The organism is Aeromonas sp. RU39B (assembly GCF_900156095.1).
GTDB lineage: Bacteria > Pseudomonadota > Gammaproteobacteria > Enterobacterales > Aeromonadaceae > Aeromonas.
Genome location: NZ_FTMJ01000004.1, coordinates 267,715 through 282,996, shown reverse-complemented (window position 1 = coordinate 282,996; position 15,282 = coordinate 267,715). Strand labels below are relative to the sequence as shown.

At 55.8% G+C, this 15,282-nt stretch carries 16 protein-coding genes and 1 tRNA gene; 9 read left to right on the top strand and 8 right to left on the bottom strand.

What is annotated here, in order from left to right:
* Positions 1-172 precede the first annotated feature (172 nt).
* Positions 173-1,087, top strand: a complete 915-nt coding sequence (locus BW958_RS08760; protein ID WP_076575346.1) for a LysR family transcriptional regulator — start codon at positions 173-175, stop codon at positions 1,085-1,087.
* Between the two features lie 251 nt (positions 1,088-1,338).
* Here BW958_RS08760 and BW958_RS08755 read toward each other — a convergent pair.
* From BW958_RS08755 to BW958_RS08735, 5 genes are all read right to left on the bottom strand, one after another.
* Positions 1,339-1,428 (bottom strand) — tRNA-Ser (locus tag BW958_RS08755).
* A 111-nt stretch (positions 1,429-1,539) separates the two neighbouring features.
* Complete coding sequence (gene fecE, locus BW958_RS08750) at positions 1,540-2,304, bottom strand: Fe(3+) dicitrate ABC transporter ATP-binding protein FecE (RefSeq protein ID WP_076575345.1); 765 nt, start codon at positions 2,302-2,304, stop codon at positions 1,540-1,542.
* Positions 2,298-3,299 carry an iron chelate uptake ABC transporter family permease subunit gene (locus tag BW958_RS08745; RefSeq protein WP_076575344.1) on the bottom strand — a complete coding sequence of 334 codons (1,002 nt, stop codon included), beginning with the start codon at positions 3,297-3,299 and terminating at the stop codon, positions 2,298-2,300. The genes fecE and BW958_RS08745 overlap by 7 nt, the downstream gene beginning before the upstream one ends.
* Complete coding sequence (locus tag BW958_RS08740; protein ID WP_076575343.1) at positions 3,296-4,261, bottom strand: FecCD family ABC transporter permease; 966 nt, start codon at positions 4,259-4,261, stop codon at positions 3,296-3,298. Before BW958_RS08740 ends, BW958_RS08745 begins: the two co-directional genes overlap by 4 nt.
* Position 4,262: 1 nt before the next feature.
* On the bottom strand, positions 4,263-5,153 hold the full coding sequence (locus tag BW958_RS08735) for a Fe(3+) dicitrate ABC transporter substrate-binding protein (protein WP_076575342.1): 891 nt from the start codon (positions 5,151-5,153) through the stop codon (positions 4,263-4,265).
* A 180-nt stretch (positions 5,154-5,333) separates the two neighbouring features.
* Here BW958_RS08735 and BW958_RS08730 point away from each other — a divergent pair, with 180 nt between their 5' ends.
* On the top strand, positions 5,334-7,454 hold the full coding sequence (locus tag BW958_RS08730; RefSeq protein WP_076575380.1) for a TonB-dependent siderophore receptor: 2,121 nt from the start codon (positions 5,334-5,336) through the stop codon (positions 7,452-7,454).
* 59 nt (positions 7,455-7,513) lie between these two features.
* Here BW958_RS08730 and BW958_RS08725 read toward each other — a convergent pair whose 3' ends face one another.
* Positions 7,514-8,020 carry a MarR family winged helix-turn-helix transcriptional regulator gene (locus BW958_RS08725; protein WP_076575341.1) on the bottom strand — a complete coding sequence of 169 codons (507 nt, stop codon included), beginning with the start codon at positions 8,018-8,020 and terminating at the stop codon, positions 7,514-7,516.
* Positions 8,021-8,114: 94 nt separating this feature from the next.
* On the opposite strand from BW958_RS08725, the gene BW958_RS08720 reads away from it, so the two are divergent.
* The 7 genes from BW958_RS08720 to BW958_RS08690 all read left to right on the top strand — a co-directional run bounded on the left by BW958_RS08720 (position 8,115) and on the right by BW958_RS08690 (position 13,820).
* Positions 8,115-8,945, top strand: coding sequence for a DMT family transporter (locus tag BW958_RS08720; protein WP_076575340.1), 831 nt, complete (start codon positions 8,115-8,117; stop codon positions 8,943-8,945).
* 52 nt (positions 8,946-8,997) lie between these two features.
* The gene (locus BW958_RS08715) at positions 8,998-9,855 is read left to right on the top strand and encodes a hypothetical protein (RefSeq protein WP_076575339.1); all 858 of its coding nucleotides are present in this window, start codon (positions 8,998-9,000) and stop codon (positions 9,853-9,855) included.
* 604 nt (positions 9,856-10,459) lie between these two features.
* On the top strand, positions 10,460-10,954 hold the full coding sequence (locus BW958_RS08710) for an Lcl C-terminal domain-containing protein (RefSeq protein WP_179078835.1): 495 nt from the start codon (positions 10,460-10,462) through the stop codon (positions 10,952-10,954).
* Between the two features lie 62 nt (positions 10,955-11,016).
* Positions 11,017-11,328, top strand: a complete 312-nt coding sequence (locus BW958_RS08705; protein WP_076575338.1) for a hypothetical protein — start codon at positions 11,017-11,019, stop codon at positions 11,326-11,328.
* A gap of 338 nt (positions 11,329-11,666) precedes the next feature.
* A complete protein-coding gene (locus BW958_RS08700; protein WP_076575337.1) occupies positions 11,667-12,491 on the top strand; it encodes a pyridoxamine 5'-phosphate oxidase family protein in 825 nt (274 codons plus the stop codon).
* A 58-nt stretch (positions 12,492-12,549) separates the two neighbouring features.
* Positions 12,550-13,269, top strand: coding sequence for a 6-phosphogluconolactonase (gene pgl, locus BW958_RS08695; RefSeq protein ID WP_076575336.1), 720 nt, complete (start codon positions 12,550-12,552; stop codon positions 13,267-13,269).
* Positions 13,270-13,445: 176 nt separating this feature from the next.
* On the top strand, positions 13,446-13,820 hold the full coding sequence (locus tag BW958_RS08690) for an AAA family ATPase (RefSeq protein ID WP_076575335.1): 375 nt from the start codon (positions 13,446-13,448) through the stop codon (positions 13,818-13,820).
* 165 nt (positions 13,821-13,985) lie between these two features.
* Here BW958_RS08690 and BW958_RS08685 read toward each other — a convergent pair whose 3' ends face one another.
* Both BW958_RS08685 and BW958_RS08680 read right to left on the bottom strand, forming a co-directional pair.
* Positions 13,986-14,936, bottom strand: coding sequence for a transposase (locus tag BW958_RS08685; RefSeq protein WP_076575334.1), 951 nt, complete (start codon positions 14,934-14,936; stop codon positions 13,986-13,988).
* A 41-nt stretch (positions 14,937-14,977) separates the two neighbouring features.
* Complete coding sequence (locus BW958_RS08680; RefSeq protein ID WP_372629362.1) at positions 14,978-15,271, bottom strand: hypothetical protein; 294 nt, start codon at positions 15,269-15,271, stop codon at positions 14,978-14,980.
* Positions 15,272-15,282 lie beyond the last annotated feature (11 nt).

The window sequence follows — 15,282 nt, the reverse complement described above, 5'->3', positions numbered from 1 at the left end:
ATGTTGTGACATAAGAGGGCGGCCATAAAATGCAGATTGAATCCAAGTTTAGTGAGATCAAAAATGTAAAACCAATGAAACAATTCTATATCCTGATAGAACTTCTCTATTGACCATCGCATTTCAATTGAATAGCTTTAGGCCGGTCAATCCACTCTGATGGCACAACGCCATGAATATCAAGCAACTGCGCTACTTCCATGAGCTGGCCCGCCAGCGCCACTTCGCCAAAGCGGCCAAGGCCTGCCACATCACTCAGCCCACCTTGTCGGCCAGTATTACCGCGCTGGAAAAGAGCCTGGGGACCGAATTGGTGGTGCGCACCAGCCAGTTTGTGGCGCTGACCGATGCCGGGCGCATCGTGCTTGAGCATGCAGAGCGAATATTGCAGGAGCAAGAAGGGCTTAGGCAGGCGTTGAGCCGCTTTAGCGGCGAACTGACCGGAGAGCTGCGTATCGGTATCGTGCCGCAATCCCATGTGGATATCATGCCGCTGCTCAAGCGCTTCAACGAGCGCTATCCGGCCGTGACACTCTCCTTGTCGGTGATGAGTCACGAAACCCTGCTCGGCCAGCTCAACCTGCACCAGACCGATATTGGTCTCGGTTTTGATGAACACCTCTCGGGACTAAACCAGCGGCTGTTTGACACCCACGGGCGCAGCCGCAACCAGATGGCGCTGCTTTGCAACCCTCTCCATCACGGTGAAAAGCCCACCGGCAGCGTGACGCTGGCCGAGCTGGCAACCCGCCCCTTGCTGCTGCTCAGTCGCAACATGCAGTTTCGCCAATATCTCGACCAGGCAGCCACGCAAGAGCAGCTCACCTTTCGGGTGGTGCTCGAGACCGATTCACTGTTTCATCTGGTCAGCGCCGTGCGCCATGAACTGGGCTGCGCTATCGTCAGCGCCGGCACGGCCCGCTCGGCCAGCCGGTTATTTAACCTCTCGTGGCAACCACTGGCTGAGGTCGACGCCGGCCACACCCTGTTTATCACCCGCAAGCACAGCGTCACACCGGCCATGCGCGCCTTTATTGCGTTGCTTGATGATGAAGAGAACGAGTCAGCCGAATCAGCTCAGGATTGATACTATCGACAAGAAGAAACAGACAGCCCGAGGAATCATATCGTTCGGGCTGGCCAGATGGCTAAGAGGTGAAGATGCCGCAGCATGGCAGCTCACACCGGTCTTGGGTACGCAGGACATGTACCATCCCGTGTACCAAAAAACGGTGGCTTCCCTCGGATCTTGGCGGATTTAATCGGACAACAAAAAACCCGCAAAGCCTTATGCCATGCGGGTTTCTGGATTTTCCCGGACGTTGCCGGAAGTCAAAGTGGCGGAGAGGGAGGGATTCGAACCCTCGGTAGGCTTGCACCTACGCCTGATTTCGAGTCAGGTACATTCAACCGCTCTGCCACCTCTCCGTGGCGCTATGTTTTACCCAAACTCGCGGCCAAAGGCAATCGACTTTTCCTGCCAGATCAAGCAAGTGGGCAATTTTTCAGCATCAGACGCCTTTTTACGGCGCACACCGGCTATTTGACGATGATCATCGGCGTTCCCGCCAGCGGATCGGGGAAAATCTGGGCGTCGATATGAAACACCTCACGCAGCAACTCCCGCGTCATCACCTCGCCCGGCGCTCCTTCGGCCATGATCCGACCCTCCTTCATCACCACCAGATGATCGGCATAGCGGCAGGCCTGATTAAGATCGTGCAGCACCGCCACCAGGGTTCGCCCCTCATCGCGTAGCGCACCGAGAAGGTTCATCAGTTCAACCTGATGGTTGATATCCAGATAGGTGGTCGGCTCATCGAGTAGCAGATAGGCGGTATCTTGCGCCAACACCATCGCCAGCCAGGCTCGCTGCCGCTGTCCGCCCGACAGAGAAGCAAGCGGCCGCTCGGCCAGATCATCGAGCCCAACCCGCTTGAGCGCCGCCGCCACCAATTGCTGATCACGCGCCGTCAATCGCCCCCAAAAACCACCGTGCGGCGCCCGGCCATAGCCCACCAGTTGGCGCACCGTGATCCCTTCTGGTATCGGCTGGGTTTGTGGCAGCAGAGCCAGCTCGCGCGCCAATTGCCGCGCCGGTAGTGACGTGATCGATTGCCCTTGCCAGCACACCGTTCCTGCGGCGGGTTTGAGCACCCGCGCCAGTGTCTTGAGCAAGGTACTCTTGCCGCAACCATTGGGGCCAATCAGGGCAGTGAAGCGGCCATGGGGCACGGCAAGATTGAGGCTATGCAGCACCGGGTTGGCGTCATAGCCCACCTCGAGCGCAGTGGCTGTCAGCATGAAACGGACCTCATTCTGGCAAGCAAATAGAGAAAATAGGGGGCACCAAGCAGTGCCGTCATGATGCCGGCCGGCAGCTCTAATGGCGGCGCCAACACCCGACCGGCAAGGTCAGCCAGCGTCAGCAGCAAGGCACCAATCAGCATGGCGGCCGGCAGCAACAGCTGATGACGGCCGCCCACCAACCGACGCGCCAGATGCGGCGCCACCAGCGCCAGAAAACCGAGTGGCCCGCAGGTTGCTACGCTCGCCGCGCTCCAGCCGACGGCCACAGCCAGAGCCAACAGCCGCACCCGCACCGGCGCGATGCCAAGACTGGCCGCTGCTTCGTCACCGAGCGCCAGCAGATTGAGCGATTGACTGAGCCACAGCGCCAGCGGTAACAGCATTAGCCAAGGCAACAAGTGCAACAGGGATGACCAACTGCGTCCCCACAAACTGCCGGTCAGCCACAACAGCGCCTGATTGACATCTTGCGGCCGGGTAAGCAGCAGATAGTCGATACAACTGGCATACAGCGCCGAGAGGGCCACCCCGCCCAGCGCCAATTTAAGCGGCGCTGCGCCGGCACCGCACAACCACCACAAAGCCAGTGCCGCCAGCAGACCACCCAGCAGCGCGACGAGCGGCAGAGCACTCGCTGGCAACGCCGGCCAGAGCATCAAGGCCAGCACGGCCGCCAAACTGGCTCCGTGGCTGATCCCAAGCACATCGGGCGATGCCAGAGGATTACGGATCACCCCTTGCACCAGCGCCCCGGCACCTGCCAACAGCGCCCCCACCAGCAACGCCAGCAGCAGGCGCGGCAAACGATACTCCCAGAGGGTAAAACGGGCCGCCGGGTCGGCAGAGCGCAGCCCAGCCAACAGGGTTTGCCAGTCAAAACTGCTGGTGCCACTGCGCAGGCTATACCAGGCCGCCAGCATCAAAAGCAAACTCAGAAAGGTAAAGGTGCGCGCCGGGCCGGCATCACGAATCAGCTGAAGCGCTCTCATGGCTGCCTACGCACCAGATAGATGAAATAGGGGGCGCCGATGAGCGCCAGCACAGCACCGGCGGGAGTCTCGGTGGGAAAGACCATGGCGCGTCCCAGCAGATCACCGGCAGTGACCAGCACGGCGCCCAGCACCATGCACAGCGGCAATACCCGCCGATAATCATGCCCCACCAGCGCACGCGACAGATGGGGCACCAGCAGACCGACAAAGCCCAAGGTGCCACAGGTAGCGACAGCGAATCCCACCAACAGCAAGACCAGCACACTGATAACAAGGCGCGATATAGCGGGTGACAATCCTAAACTCTGCGCCCCTTCATCACCGAGTGCCAGCAGATTGAGGGTGGGGCCAAGTAGCAGGGTCAGCAGCAACAGAGGCAGCGCGAAGGGCCACAAGCGAGCAAAGGCTGGCCAGTCAATCTGTGCCAGTGAGCCGGCCAGCCAACCGAGCACGGCGCTGGCCTGCTCCTCGTCGAGGATCACCAGGGTGCGGGTCAGCGCCACACACAGGGCCGAGATAGCCACCCCGGCCAGCACCAGCCGGGCCTGCGATTCAGCGCCGCGCCAGCCTTGACCAAGCAGCATTACCAGCGCCCAGCTGGCAGCGCCGCCCAGGGTTGCCGCTAGCGGCATCGGCAGCCAGCCTTGTGGCAGGGTCGAGACCAGCGCCATCCCCAGCCCAGCCCCTGCCGTCACCCCAAGCAGACCGGGGGATGCCAGCGGATTGCGGGTCATCCCCTGCATCAGGGCGCCGGCCAGCGCCAGTTGGGCACCCACCAGCATGCCGCCGAGCAAACGGGGCAAGCGGATCTCGTGCACCAACTGCTGCCCAATTACCCCCGACTCGGGTTGCCATAGACCAGCTAGCGCATCTTGCGGTGCAATCGCCAGCGGCGAGAGGGCAAACAGCGATACCCACCCAAGCAGCAGCAACAACGGCAAGGTCCAGAGCAAGCGCACCTTAGTGGCTCCGCGCCCGGATCAGATCATCGGCCATCGACTCGGCGGCCAGAATGCCACGGCTGCGCGCCCAGTTGTTGCCATCAACGTCAATCAGATGACCGGGCTGGGCGGCTTTGAGCAAACGCCACATGGGATCTTTTTGCCAGCGGTCGAGCGTGCTCTGCTCGCTGTAGCGCCCGATGACCAGATAATCGGGGTTGAGCGCCAGCAACTGCTCGAGGCTTACCTGACGCGACGCTTCGCTGTCACGCTCAGCCATCGGCGGCACTTTCAGACCCAGTGCCTGAATCACGCCAGCGGCGAACGAATCAGGGGCATGGATAAACAGGCCGTTTTCACGAGCCACGGCAAATTGCACCTGGCCTTGCCAGCTGGCCAGTTGCTTACCTTTTTCATTCATCACCTTATGATGACGTGCCAGCTCGCGGTTCATTGCCTCGCGTTGACCGAGTACGGCGGCGATGGTTTCCGCTGCCTGAAGCGTCTGCTCATACCCCACCCGGCGAGAAGCCAGAAACAGGGTCGGCGCAATCTTGTTAAGGGCATCGGCCATGGCGCGATGTCGATCCCAATCGGCAATGATGAGATCGGGTTTGAGAGCGGCAATCGCCTCAAGGCTTGGCTGGGAGCGCGTCCCGACCGATTGCCAGGGTGAGATCTTGGCGCGCACGGCCGGCAGCAGACGGTTGGGATCCAGATCATCGGCCACCCCGACCGGGCTAACGCCGATCGCCGCCAGCGCATCGACAAAGGAGAACTCGAGGGCCACAACCCGTTTCACCGGCCGATCCAGCGTAAACGGCCCTTGTGGCGTTGCCACAGTCAGCGCATTGGCAACACTGGCACTTAACAGACAAAACAGGGTCACTACCCACTTCAATGGTCTCATCTCATCCTCCATATAGGCCTGACGGCCCCGCAAACTAACAGACCCAAAGATGGATTGAAAATGAGAATTTAAAGTGTTTAATCTTTTTTGTCGTTGTAATGAGAATTGGTTTTATTTAAGTTACGCCACTTTCCTCACGCTGATTTTACAAAAATGAAACTAAAAACAATGGGTTGCTTGATGGTTTTGGGACTCGTCCAGCCATCATTTGCGGCAACGACAGAGACAGACACCACACTCGCCACCGGCGTTGCTACTGCGCTAGAGAGCAGCACCAGCGGCGCCGAAGCCACTACCCCGGATGAAACTGTGACCGTGCTCGGCCGCGCCCAAACCCACTACAAGGTGGAAGAGAGCGAGCTGGCCACCGGCACGCCCACCGAGATTGCCCGCACACCGCAATCGGTGCAGGTCATCAATCACACCTTGATTGAGGATCAGTCCGCCCGTCAGGTCACCGACCTGTATCGCTCGATCAGCGGCGTGAGCCAATACTCCTACTCCGACGTCACCTTCCGCGGTTTTCGTCAGGAGGAGATCCGCTATGACGGACTGCGTGGCGATCCGTTTGCCGGCTTTGCCATTCCGCAGCTTGCCAACATTGAAGAAGTGCAGGTACTCAAAGGCCCGGCCAGCGCGCTGTTTGGTACCGGCGAACCGGGCGGTCTTATCAACTACGTCACCAAGCAGCCGACCCAAGAGAGCCAGCGCCGTATCAAGGTGACTGGCGGCAATCAGGACTTCGCCGGCACCCAGCTCGATATGAGCGGCCCGCTCGACGATGACGGGGTACACACTTATCGCCTCGGTTTTTATCAGGACCACGAGAACCCGTCGCGCAACAACACCGACACTCGTAACCGCATTTTCGATCTTGGCTACGGCTGGCAGCTCGACGACGACACCCGTCTGGTAGCCCAGTATCAAAGCATCAAGCAGCGTCTTGGTGGTGCACGCCTGCGCGGTATTCCGACCGATGATGATGGCAACTTCCTGGCCGATATCGACTGGAATGCCAACGAGGCCAGCGACTTTCAACAGCTGATCGCCGATGTTTACCAGCTGCGCCTTAACCACAGCTTCAACGACTGGCTGAGCGGCGAAATCGCCACCCGCTACTATCGCAATGAAGAGACCCAGGCCTATCACGAGCCATCGGCGCTCAAAGATACTGACGGAGATGGTGTGAATGACTGGGTAGATCGCGAATTCCGCGCCCAGACCTATGACAACACAGGTGCCACCATTGCCGGCCATCTGACCGCCCAGCTGGGTGATCACACCGTGCTGACCGGGGCTGATTACTACCGCTACACCCAGGATTACGTCTATTACCGCGCCACCAAGGCCGGCGGCGTCACTGGGCTCAGCCTCACCAACCCGCAATATGGCAGCGACAGCAGCAGCTACAAGCTGAGCCTCTCCAAGTCCACCGATACCCTCTCCGAGCGCTACGGCACCTTTATTCAGGATCAGTGGGCGCTGACTGACCGCTGGGATCTGCTCGGCGGCACCCGTCTCGATGGCTACCGTGACCGGGTGAAAAACCGCGTCTCGGGCACCGAGGATGAATATCAGGGCACGGCCCCTTCGGTACGCTTGGGATCAACCTATGAGCTGAGCCAGCAACTGCGGCCTTATGTGGTATGGTCCACCGGCTTTGTGCCGCAAGATGCCGCCGATCAGGCCAGCAGCAATGGCGGCCCGTTTGATCCGGAGCAGAGCCAGTTGTGGGAAGCCGGCATTCGCACCTACTGGCTGGATGAGGCGGTGAACCTCAACCTGGCGACCTATCGCATCATCAAGAAAAACGTGCTGCAGACCGACCCGGACGACAGCGACCGCATGGTGGCCTTTGGCAAGGTGCGCAGCGAAGGATTTGAAGCCGACCTGATGGCCGACTTGACCGAGCGTTGGGTGATGAACCTCTCGTACGCCTACAACGATACCCGCATCAAGCAGGCTTACGATGGCTTTAGCGGCGCAGTTGGTGACCGTTTTGCCAATGCCCCACACCAACAGTTGGGCGCCTGGACCCGTTACGATCTGCCGTTTATCAACTCGGCCTTCTCGTTTGGCATGAACTATGTGAGCGACCAGCTCACCCAGGACGGTCAAACCGTCAAACCTTACACTGTGTTTGACAGCGCCTGGCAAACCCGCTGGCAGCAGTGGGAAGTGCAGCTGAACGTCAAGAACCTGTTCGACCGGGAATATGCGGTCAGCGGCTTCCTCGAGCGCACCGGCGACTTCCCCGGTGAACGCCGCCGGGTCTACCTCAGCCTGAGCCGCGAGTTCTGATAGTCAACCCGCTTCAGCCACAGGGCAGACCACGGTCAGCCCTGTGGCGTGTCAGACGCTCACTCCTCGTGAGCCAACAGCCAGCGGCGCAGCAGCGCGGCCAGTTGTTGCTGCTCGGCAGAGTTCAAGGGCTCCAGCAGTGCCCACTCATTGCTGACGTGGGCCTCCAGCGCCTGATCGATCTTGGCGTTCCCCGCCGGAGTCAACGCTACCAAGAGACTGCGCCGATCGGTGGGTGACGGCTGACGGGCAATCCAGCCCTGCCGCTCTAGCCGGTCGAGACGCGCCGTCATGGCCCCTGATGTAAGCATGGTGCTTTGATAGAGCGCCGTTGGCGTCAAAGGCTCGGCCGCCCGGCGCAAGGTCGCCAGCACGTCAAACTCTCCGCTCGCCAGCCCCTGATCTTTGAGCGTTTCATCGATTTCCCGGCCAGCCAGTGCGGCCATCCGGCCAATACGGCCAAATATCGCCATTGGCCAACAATCCAGATCCGGGCGCTCCCGCTCCCATTGCGTCAACAGGGCATCAACGTGGTCTGGTACAGATGGGTCTGATTTATCGTTCACAGTACTACCCACATATCTTGATAAAAAGATACTTGATGATAAACCAGTTTCGCTCTAATTTATCTTCACGAAAAGATACTTTACAGAGAGATATATGCCATACCTGATCGCCCTGATAGCCCCGCTCACTTGGGGCAGCACCTACGCACTGGTTAGCCTGAGTCTGGAAGGTCTCTCTCCATTTTGGGTCGCCTGCTGGCGGGCATTGCCGGCGGGTCTGTTGTTGGTACTACTGCGACCGCGACTGCCGGATCTGGCGTGGCCTAAATTGTTGCTGCTGGCTTTTTGCAATATTGCTGCCTTTTTTACCCTGCTATTTATCGGCGCTTATCGGCTCCCTGGCGCGGTGGCTGGCACGCTGGGCGCCACATTGCCACTTATCTTGTTGCTGCTGGCCTGGTTGATCGATGGCTCGCGACCGACACTGCGCTGGCTGCTGCTTGCCTTGCTCGGGCTGTGCGGAGTATTGCTGCTGCTTAACCCCTCGACGCGTCTCGATCCGGTTGGTGTGGCCGCCGCGCTGGGAGCGGCGCTGCTGATTGGGTTCTCGGCGCGCTGGATGCAAGGCTGGAGCGTCGGCGATCTGCTCTCTCTCACCGGTTGGCAACTGCTGCTAGGTGGCGTGATGCTGATCCCGATTGCCTGGACACTGGCCGGCCCGATGCCGCTGCCCACGGCCCATGCCCTGCCGGGACTGGCATATCTGGTGCTGGTCAACACGGCGCTGGCCTATTGGGCCTGGCTGTGGGGATTGCGCCGCCTGGGCGCGCAGGTGATGAGTATGCTGGCCCTGACCAACCCGATTGTGGCAGTGAGTCTGGGCGTCTTACTGGTGGGTGAAACGCTTGGCCCGATGCAGTGGTCTGGCATTGCCCTGATCCTGCTGTCACTGCTGTTGATGAAATTGCCGCTGCGGCGCCGTTAACGCTCTCTTAGCGAGCAGGATGCGAATGATGATATGCAAAGGAGTAGACAAGATGACTGACGAATTTGTAGCGCAGGGCATCACAGCCATGGCCAACGTGGTCGCGCTTGATAAGGATAATTGGTTTAACGGCCATATCGGCGCTTCGCTGCTGGCAGGCGCAGGTTTGCTACGCAGCGGGCAATTAAGTCCAGAGGTGGTCAGCACTCTTTCGTTATGCTTGCAGCGGCAACTCAAGCGATACCAACCCTTCTTCAACAATGTGGAGAGCAGCCCAACCAGTTGCGATTACACCACAGTGATTGATGCCATTGAACTCAATAGCCGGCAACTGAGTCGCTCCGGTCACGGCGTTATCTATGGTTCTCTGTTTCTTGATGCCGTTCTTAATAGTGGTGTCACGGTCAGCAAATTACAGATCGAAAATATCGCACGATTAATCCGAAACTGTGCAGTCGATAAATGGTCACGCTACTATGGAATCGACGATTATCGAACGTTCGAGCCACAGATTAAACCGGTCGAGATCGAGCACCTCTGCATGCTGGCGGTACAACAAAGTACCCAAGATGTATTTATGGATGCTGACGGCTATTTCTTTAGCGGTGAAAAGGTGCATGCCATTACCCATGCCCAAGCCATTTTTCTGCTGCAACACAACGGCTTTGATCAATTGGCCCGCCAAGCTGCAACCCAGCTTGCCAAACAATTGATCCTCAACGATCAGCGACCCACCAGAGGTTTGACAAGCGCGTCACCCAAACGGTTTGACCTGACCGATAAAAGCACTTGGGAGTCTCACCTTAAAGATGAGCACCAGATCAAATTGGCCTATAGCTACACCTACTTGACCAGCACTCTTTCCGACTCGTTACCCAAACTGGATCTGCTATGGGGCGCTATCAACTGATAACGGCTAATCTATTGCTACTTCTGAAGGAACCAGTAATGTCATCACGCATAGCACCTGAAATAAGAAAACAAAGTTTACAGGCCGGCAGTATAACCAACAAAATGCCATCTAATCCTGAAACTTCGTTTGCCAACACACTCAGCAGATCAAAACGACAGACTAGTAAGAGTTCATCGCTATCAGCGATACGCAATCTGGCTCAGATTACTTCGGTATAATTTCAAAACATTAATGAGTTGGTACAGATAGGTTACATAAATCTTGATGAACCACCTCATTATTGAGCTTTATGGATGTATTCTCCCTATCTAAATTAAATTTAGATGGTTTGTCACAGACATCGAAAAATCAGCAGGAAGATATATTCCACAAAATGAATATGATAGCCGATAGTTATCGTTGTTGTAACGCGAATTCCAATCTAGACAAACTAGGGTTTGCAACTGAAGATTTACGCTTTCAAGCTCACGGAATTAATAACGGGCACTTATAACAAGTGGGGCGACATATATTAATCAGTCAATTTAAGATACGCTCACATAAATTAAGAGGACACTACCATGTATTTTTACATCAATTACTATAGATGCCGGAGCAGTCTATGAAAACAATATTAACCCTGCCGCTTTTATTCTTATCCTTCAATTTACTTGCAGCTCCAGCATCCTGTATTGCTGAAGCAAAACGCTTTACCTTTCATAATGAGAGTATAATAGATCATCAAACCAACCTCACTTGGCGCCGCTGTAGTGAAGGCATGATGTGGAATGGAAAAACCTGTATTGGTGAATCCACTCTCATGACGCAGGCAGAGGCAACTGAAAGAGTCATAGAAAGCGGGGAGCACTGGCGCCTCCCCACCATTGATGAACTTTATTCATTATTCACAAATCCCTGTACTGGCGAACCGACTAGACATACCCTTTCAGATATACGTGACATGGGAGAAAACTCGGCTCCATATTGGAGCTCAACGCAAGTTGAGGATATTCAGAATTTTTATTATTACGTCGATCTGTTGCATGGCTATGTCGATGCACACTCGGGTGGTTTTTCATTAGCCGTTCGTCTGGTTAGAGAAAGCAAGCCTATCTAATTACTGGTGACAATGACATTATCAGACTCGCATCAATCAATAACCAACACTGGGGAGTAAGTATGATTGTTCGAACATGGCATGGCTGTGTGCCACTTGAGCTCGCAGACGGATTTGCAAAACACCTGGAGAAAACCGGTATCGATCATGCCAAAAGTATTAACGGAAACTGTGGAGCATTTGTCCGCAGGGAAACACAGGGTACATATGAACACTTCTTTCTAGCTACCTACTGGGAAGATATCAATGCAGTTAAAGCATTTGCCGGAGAAAGCTATCACGTTGCAGTCACTTACCGGGATGACGAACAGTTCGAACTGCTCTCTGATCCTTATGTGTTTCAACATACCGTTGATACTGTGGTACCACTCTGATGGTGCTGCTGGCGTGCGTGACGTCCCCACTCGGCATTAGCGCTACAGCGTTCCATTTTATGACTAATCGCAAAAAATCAGCCTTTTCCATGGCTTAGCTTTACTTTTTGCTGGTCAATGTCGCTATAAGCTACTTAGGATAACCACAGGGCGCCCAGGGTGAGGAGTCCTCTCGCAGCTCAGGGCGCACGGTGGAGGCGGTAATCCAGGGGCGGTAGCGTGGCTGCCATGCCTGATTTGCTTTCTCGCCAGCCTCACCTCATTACCACCATCCGGCTTTTACCCCGTTCTGGCCATCTGCGGCGACTTAACGGGGCGCCTTGCTGAGCTCAAAACCCATGAATACACAGACCACGCTTCGATCCTATATTGGCACGCCCGTTCTGGGTGTCGCCGCCAGCTATTGCGCTTTGCAAAAGACTGATGTCTATATTTGCGGGGTCGAGGTGTTGGAAAACGACACCCTGTTATTGACCTTCCCCAAAGGGCATCAGCTGAGTGTGGGCGACAAGCTCACCCTGCATCTGGATAATCGCACCGGGGTGGATGAATACGATGCCGATTTAAAGGTCTATCGCTGCTCTTATAAAGGTCAGGTGGCCAAAGTTCGGGATAATCAGGTGCTGGTTACGCCCATTGAGTGCGAGCTCTATTACGGCATTACCGTGGTTTACCGGCTGGCCAGCGCCGATTATCAGCATCCGGAGGATACCCGCCCCGAATTGGCGCTGCCAATCACGCCGCTGACCACCTTGCCGGTGGCAGATCTTCGAGAAGTGGATAACAAAATTGGCGTGCTGGTGACCGGAGCACAAAGCCAGCCGCACACCACAGTGCTGGCGTTTCTCTCCTCTGATGAAGACGATATTTTCTTTATTACCTTCCCATCGACCTTTAAAGCCAAGCTGCTAAAACGGGATCGTCACTGCCACTTTGTGATTGATTCGCGCGCGGTGTTTACCTATACCCAGGCCATTGAATGGAACTACACCATTATTGAGGCCGATGCGTATCAGATCCCGCCCTCACACCCCTTGTTTGAGCCCATTCGCGAAGCATTTGTGCAGAAAAACCCGTGGGAAGTGGGCTTTTTTAGCCACCCGCACGTCGAGCTTTATCATCTAAAGCCGAAAAAAGTGGTCTGCCCGACCCACGCCAAATAAATCGCTCACCTTTATTGCGCGAGGAATCCGCCCCGCCTCACCTTTTAGCGTCACAGTTATGATCCAAAAGAAGATTTTCCCTACCGCCGAGGCGGTTGTTGATTCCCTGGCCCAAGAGCTCAAAGCCTATAGCGAGCAAGGGCGAGCGGTGCATATCTCCCTCTCGGGCGGCAGTACCCCGAAAAAATTGTTCAAGCTGCTGGCAAGCCCTCCTTATGCAAACTCCATTGCATGGCACAACCTGCATTTTTGGTGGGGCGATGAGCGCTGCGTAGTGCCCGAACACGCCGAGAGCAATTACGGCGAGGCCCATGCCCTGCTCTTTAGTCAGGTGGCGATTGCGCCAGAGAATATCCACCGGATTCGGGGCGAAGCAGAGCCGCAGGCCGAAGCCGTGCGCTTTGCCAACGAGATGTGCGACACCCTGCCCCTGGCTGACGGTGTGCCGGTGTTTGACTGGATTTTGCTTGGAATGGGTGCCGACGGCCATACCGCATCGCTATTTCCGGGCCAGACCGACTATCAAGACCCTCATCTGTCGGTGGTCGCCCGCCACCCCAAATCGGGGCAACAACGTATCTCGAAAACCGCTCGGGTATTACAGGCTGCCAAGCGCATCAGCTATCTGGTGCTCGGCCAGGAAAAAGCCGAGATGGTGCATACCATCTTTACTCAACCCGCCGCAACCCTGCCCTACCCCGCTGCGCGGATTCACGCTCTGCACGGGGAAACCCAGTGGTATCTGGATTTGGCTGCTGCTGCGAAGATCGAGAAATAATAAAATGTAGAGTTTATCATTTATAATATATTTTGGTTAAGAGTAAATCTAGGCAATCGATTGTTCTATTTAACAAAAGGTGGGCGTTTCATTTATCCAACATATTTACTCAAGTAAGTTGACTCTAACAGTCAAAAAGGCAACCCGATCCCAACCATCTAAAAAGCAATTTAAAAATGATAAAAGAATTCAGTATAGAGAACTTTAAATCCTTTAAGCAAAAACAAAAAATGAGGATGGCTCCCATAACATTAATATATGGCCCAAACTCATCTGGCAAAAGCTCTATAATACAATCACTGATATCAATAAAACACACAACAGAAAATAACAGTCCTATTGGTTCATTAAAAACAAGTGGCTCACACATTGAATTAGGCGGTTTTCCGTCAGTCGTTCACAAACATGATGTAGATAGCGATATATCATTTGGAATAAAATACACAAGAAACACACACATAGAACAGTCACCTGATGAGGGTTTCATATTAGGAAGAAAGCAAGATAGACATGTTGACAGGGGGAAACAGGACATCCACCTTTTGGGATAAGGCGTAGTGCTATCGAGATTGTTTGTTGGTTACCCTGAGAAACATATATCTCCAGCAGTGACGAGCAGGAAAAGTTGTGTTTTCAGCAAATCGACGGTTTTACACACAGCCGAACTCGCCGCCGATGATACCGGCAGGGCCCAGACGACAATCAATGAAAGCGGGTCAGTGCTTAGGATGACGACATCGCTGCTGACCGCAGTGGTTGGCGTATTGTTGGCACAGTGCCCCATCCCCAACTGCTCGGATACCTGAGCGCCGAAATACGCTAACCTGACGCAGCCAGCTGCTTTCTGCCAGATGCAAACGCTGTAATATCGGCGCAAGCTCGGCAGGAATATGGCCGCGCTTGTCATCGCGCATCGCCCGTCCGGTCCAATCGACCAGCGTCAGATAATCGGTAAACGCATACGGCAGAGCATGCTCTTGCTCGCGCTGTTTCTCGGAAAACGGCAGCAACAATGGTGGCAGCTCACCGGTTGCACGACCCAGCCGCTGGCTGATGCTGGTGTAATCGCTCTCCTCCGGCCGCTCTGCCACCTTGGCGCGCACCGGATTGAGCTCGACATAGGTCATGCAGGCCAGCAATGCTGATTCCGTCAGTAGCGCCTGACTTTTGAAGCGCCCTTCCCAGAAGTGCCCCTTGCAGCCATCTTCCTGATTAGCTTGTCGTGCCAGGCTTTCGTTAAGCAGACGCACCAGCCAGCTGATGGAGTAGAGCCGCTCCCGCCACTGGGCAAGTAATCCTTGTACCACGGCCAACTCCGGCTCGGTCAGCGACTCTTCCAGATACCAGCGGCGCACCAGCAATGGCCACTGAAACAGCCCGGCCCAGCGCTCGGCTACCTCGCGGTCACTCCAGCCGTTTGCCACCTCCGGCTCGACTTTCAGCACCAAATGGTAGTGGTTGTTCATCACCGCATAAGCGCAAATACCAATGGCAAAGACCCGCGACAACTGACTCAGCTTGTCGACCACCCACTGGCGTCGGTGCTCGAAGCTTTGGCCGGAATGGCTATCTTCGCCGCACAGAAACGCACGGCGCACACAGCGGCTGACCACGTGGTAGTAGGGCGTATCCTGCAAACTGATTTGACGTGAACGGGCGATGGTCATGGCAACCTCCCTCGGCGCTAAGCCTTAAGCCAAGCAGCCCGCTACGCCGCTGTCAAAAAGGTGGGTGTCCTCGAAGGGATGTCGTTTGCCACTTCTGGCTCGACTTTCAGCACCAGATGGTAGTGGTTGTTCATCACCGCATAAGCGCAAATACCAATGGCAAAGACCCGCGACAACTGACTCAGCTTGTCGACCACCCACTGGCGTCGGTGCTCGAAGCTTTGGCCGGAATGGCTATCTTCCCCGCACAGAAACGCCCGCCGCACACAGCGGCTGACCACGTGGTAGTAGGGCGTATCCTGCAAACTGATTTGACGTGAACGGGCGATGGTCATGGCAACCTCCC

What these genes read in the sequence shown, in the direction of transcription:
- BW958_RS08760 (WP_076575346.1), top strand. Translation starts at nt 173, where the DNA reads ATGAATATCAAGCAACTGCGCTACTTCCATGAGCTGGCCCGCCAGCGC.
- fecE (WP_076575345.1), bottom strand. Translation starts at nt 2,304, where the DNA reads ATGCTGACAGCCACTGCGCTCGAGGTGGGCTATGACGCCAACCCGGTG.
- BW958_RS08745 (WP_076575344.1), bottom strand. Translation starts at nt 3,299, where the DNA reads ATGAGAGCGCTTCAGCTGATTCGTGATGCCGGCCCGGCGCGCACCTTT.
- BW958_RS08735 (WP_076575342.1), bottom strand. Translation starts at nt 5,153, where the DNA reads ATGAGACCATTGAAGTGGGTAGTGACCCTGTTTTGTCTGTTAAGTGCC.
- BW958_RS08730 (WP_076575380.1), top strand. Translation starts at nt 5,334, where the DNA reads ATGGTTTTGGGACTCGTCCAGCCATCATTTGCGGCAACGACAGAGACA.
- BW958_RS08720 (WP_076575340.1), top strand. Translation starts at nt 8,115, where the DNA reads ATGCCATACCTGATCGCCCTGATAGCCCCGCTCACTTGGGGCAGCACC.
- BW958_RS08715 (WP_076575339.1), top strand. Translation starts at nt 8,998, where the DNA reads ATGACTGACGAATTTGTAGCGCAGGGCATCACAGCCATGGCCAACGTG.
- BW958_RS08710 (WP_179078835.1), top strand. Translation starts at nt 10,460, where the DNA reads ATGAAAACAATATTAACCCTGCCGCTTTTATTCTTATCCTTCAATTTA.
- BW958_RS08705 (WP_076575338.1), top strand. Translation starts at nt 11,017, where the DNA reads ATGATTGTTCGAACATGGCATGGCTGTGTGCCACTTGAGCTCGCAGAC.
- BW958_RS08700 (WP_076575337.1), top strand. Translation starts at nt 11,667, where the DNA reads ATGAATACACAGACCACGCTTCGATCCTATATTGGCACGCCCGTTCTG.
- pgl (WP_076575336.1), top strand. Translation starts at nt 12,550, where the DNA reads ATGATCCAAAAGAAGATTTTCCCTACCGCCGAGGCGGTTGTTGATTCC.
- BW958_RS08690 (WP_076575335.1), top strand. Translation starts at nt 13,446, where the DNA reads ATGATAAAAGAATTCAGTATAGAGAACTTTAAATCCTTTAAGCAAAAA.
- BW958_RS08685 (WP_076575334.1), bottom strand. Translation starts at nt 14,936, where the DNA reads ATGACCATCGCCCGTTCACGTCAAATCAGTTTGCAGGATACGCCCTAC.
- BW958_RS08680 (WP_372629362.1), bottom strand. Translation starts at nt 15,271, where the DNA reads ATGACCATCGCCCGTTCACGTCAAATCAGTTTGCAGGATACGCCCTAC.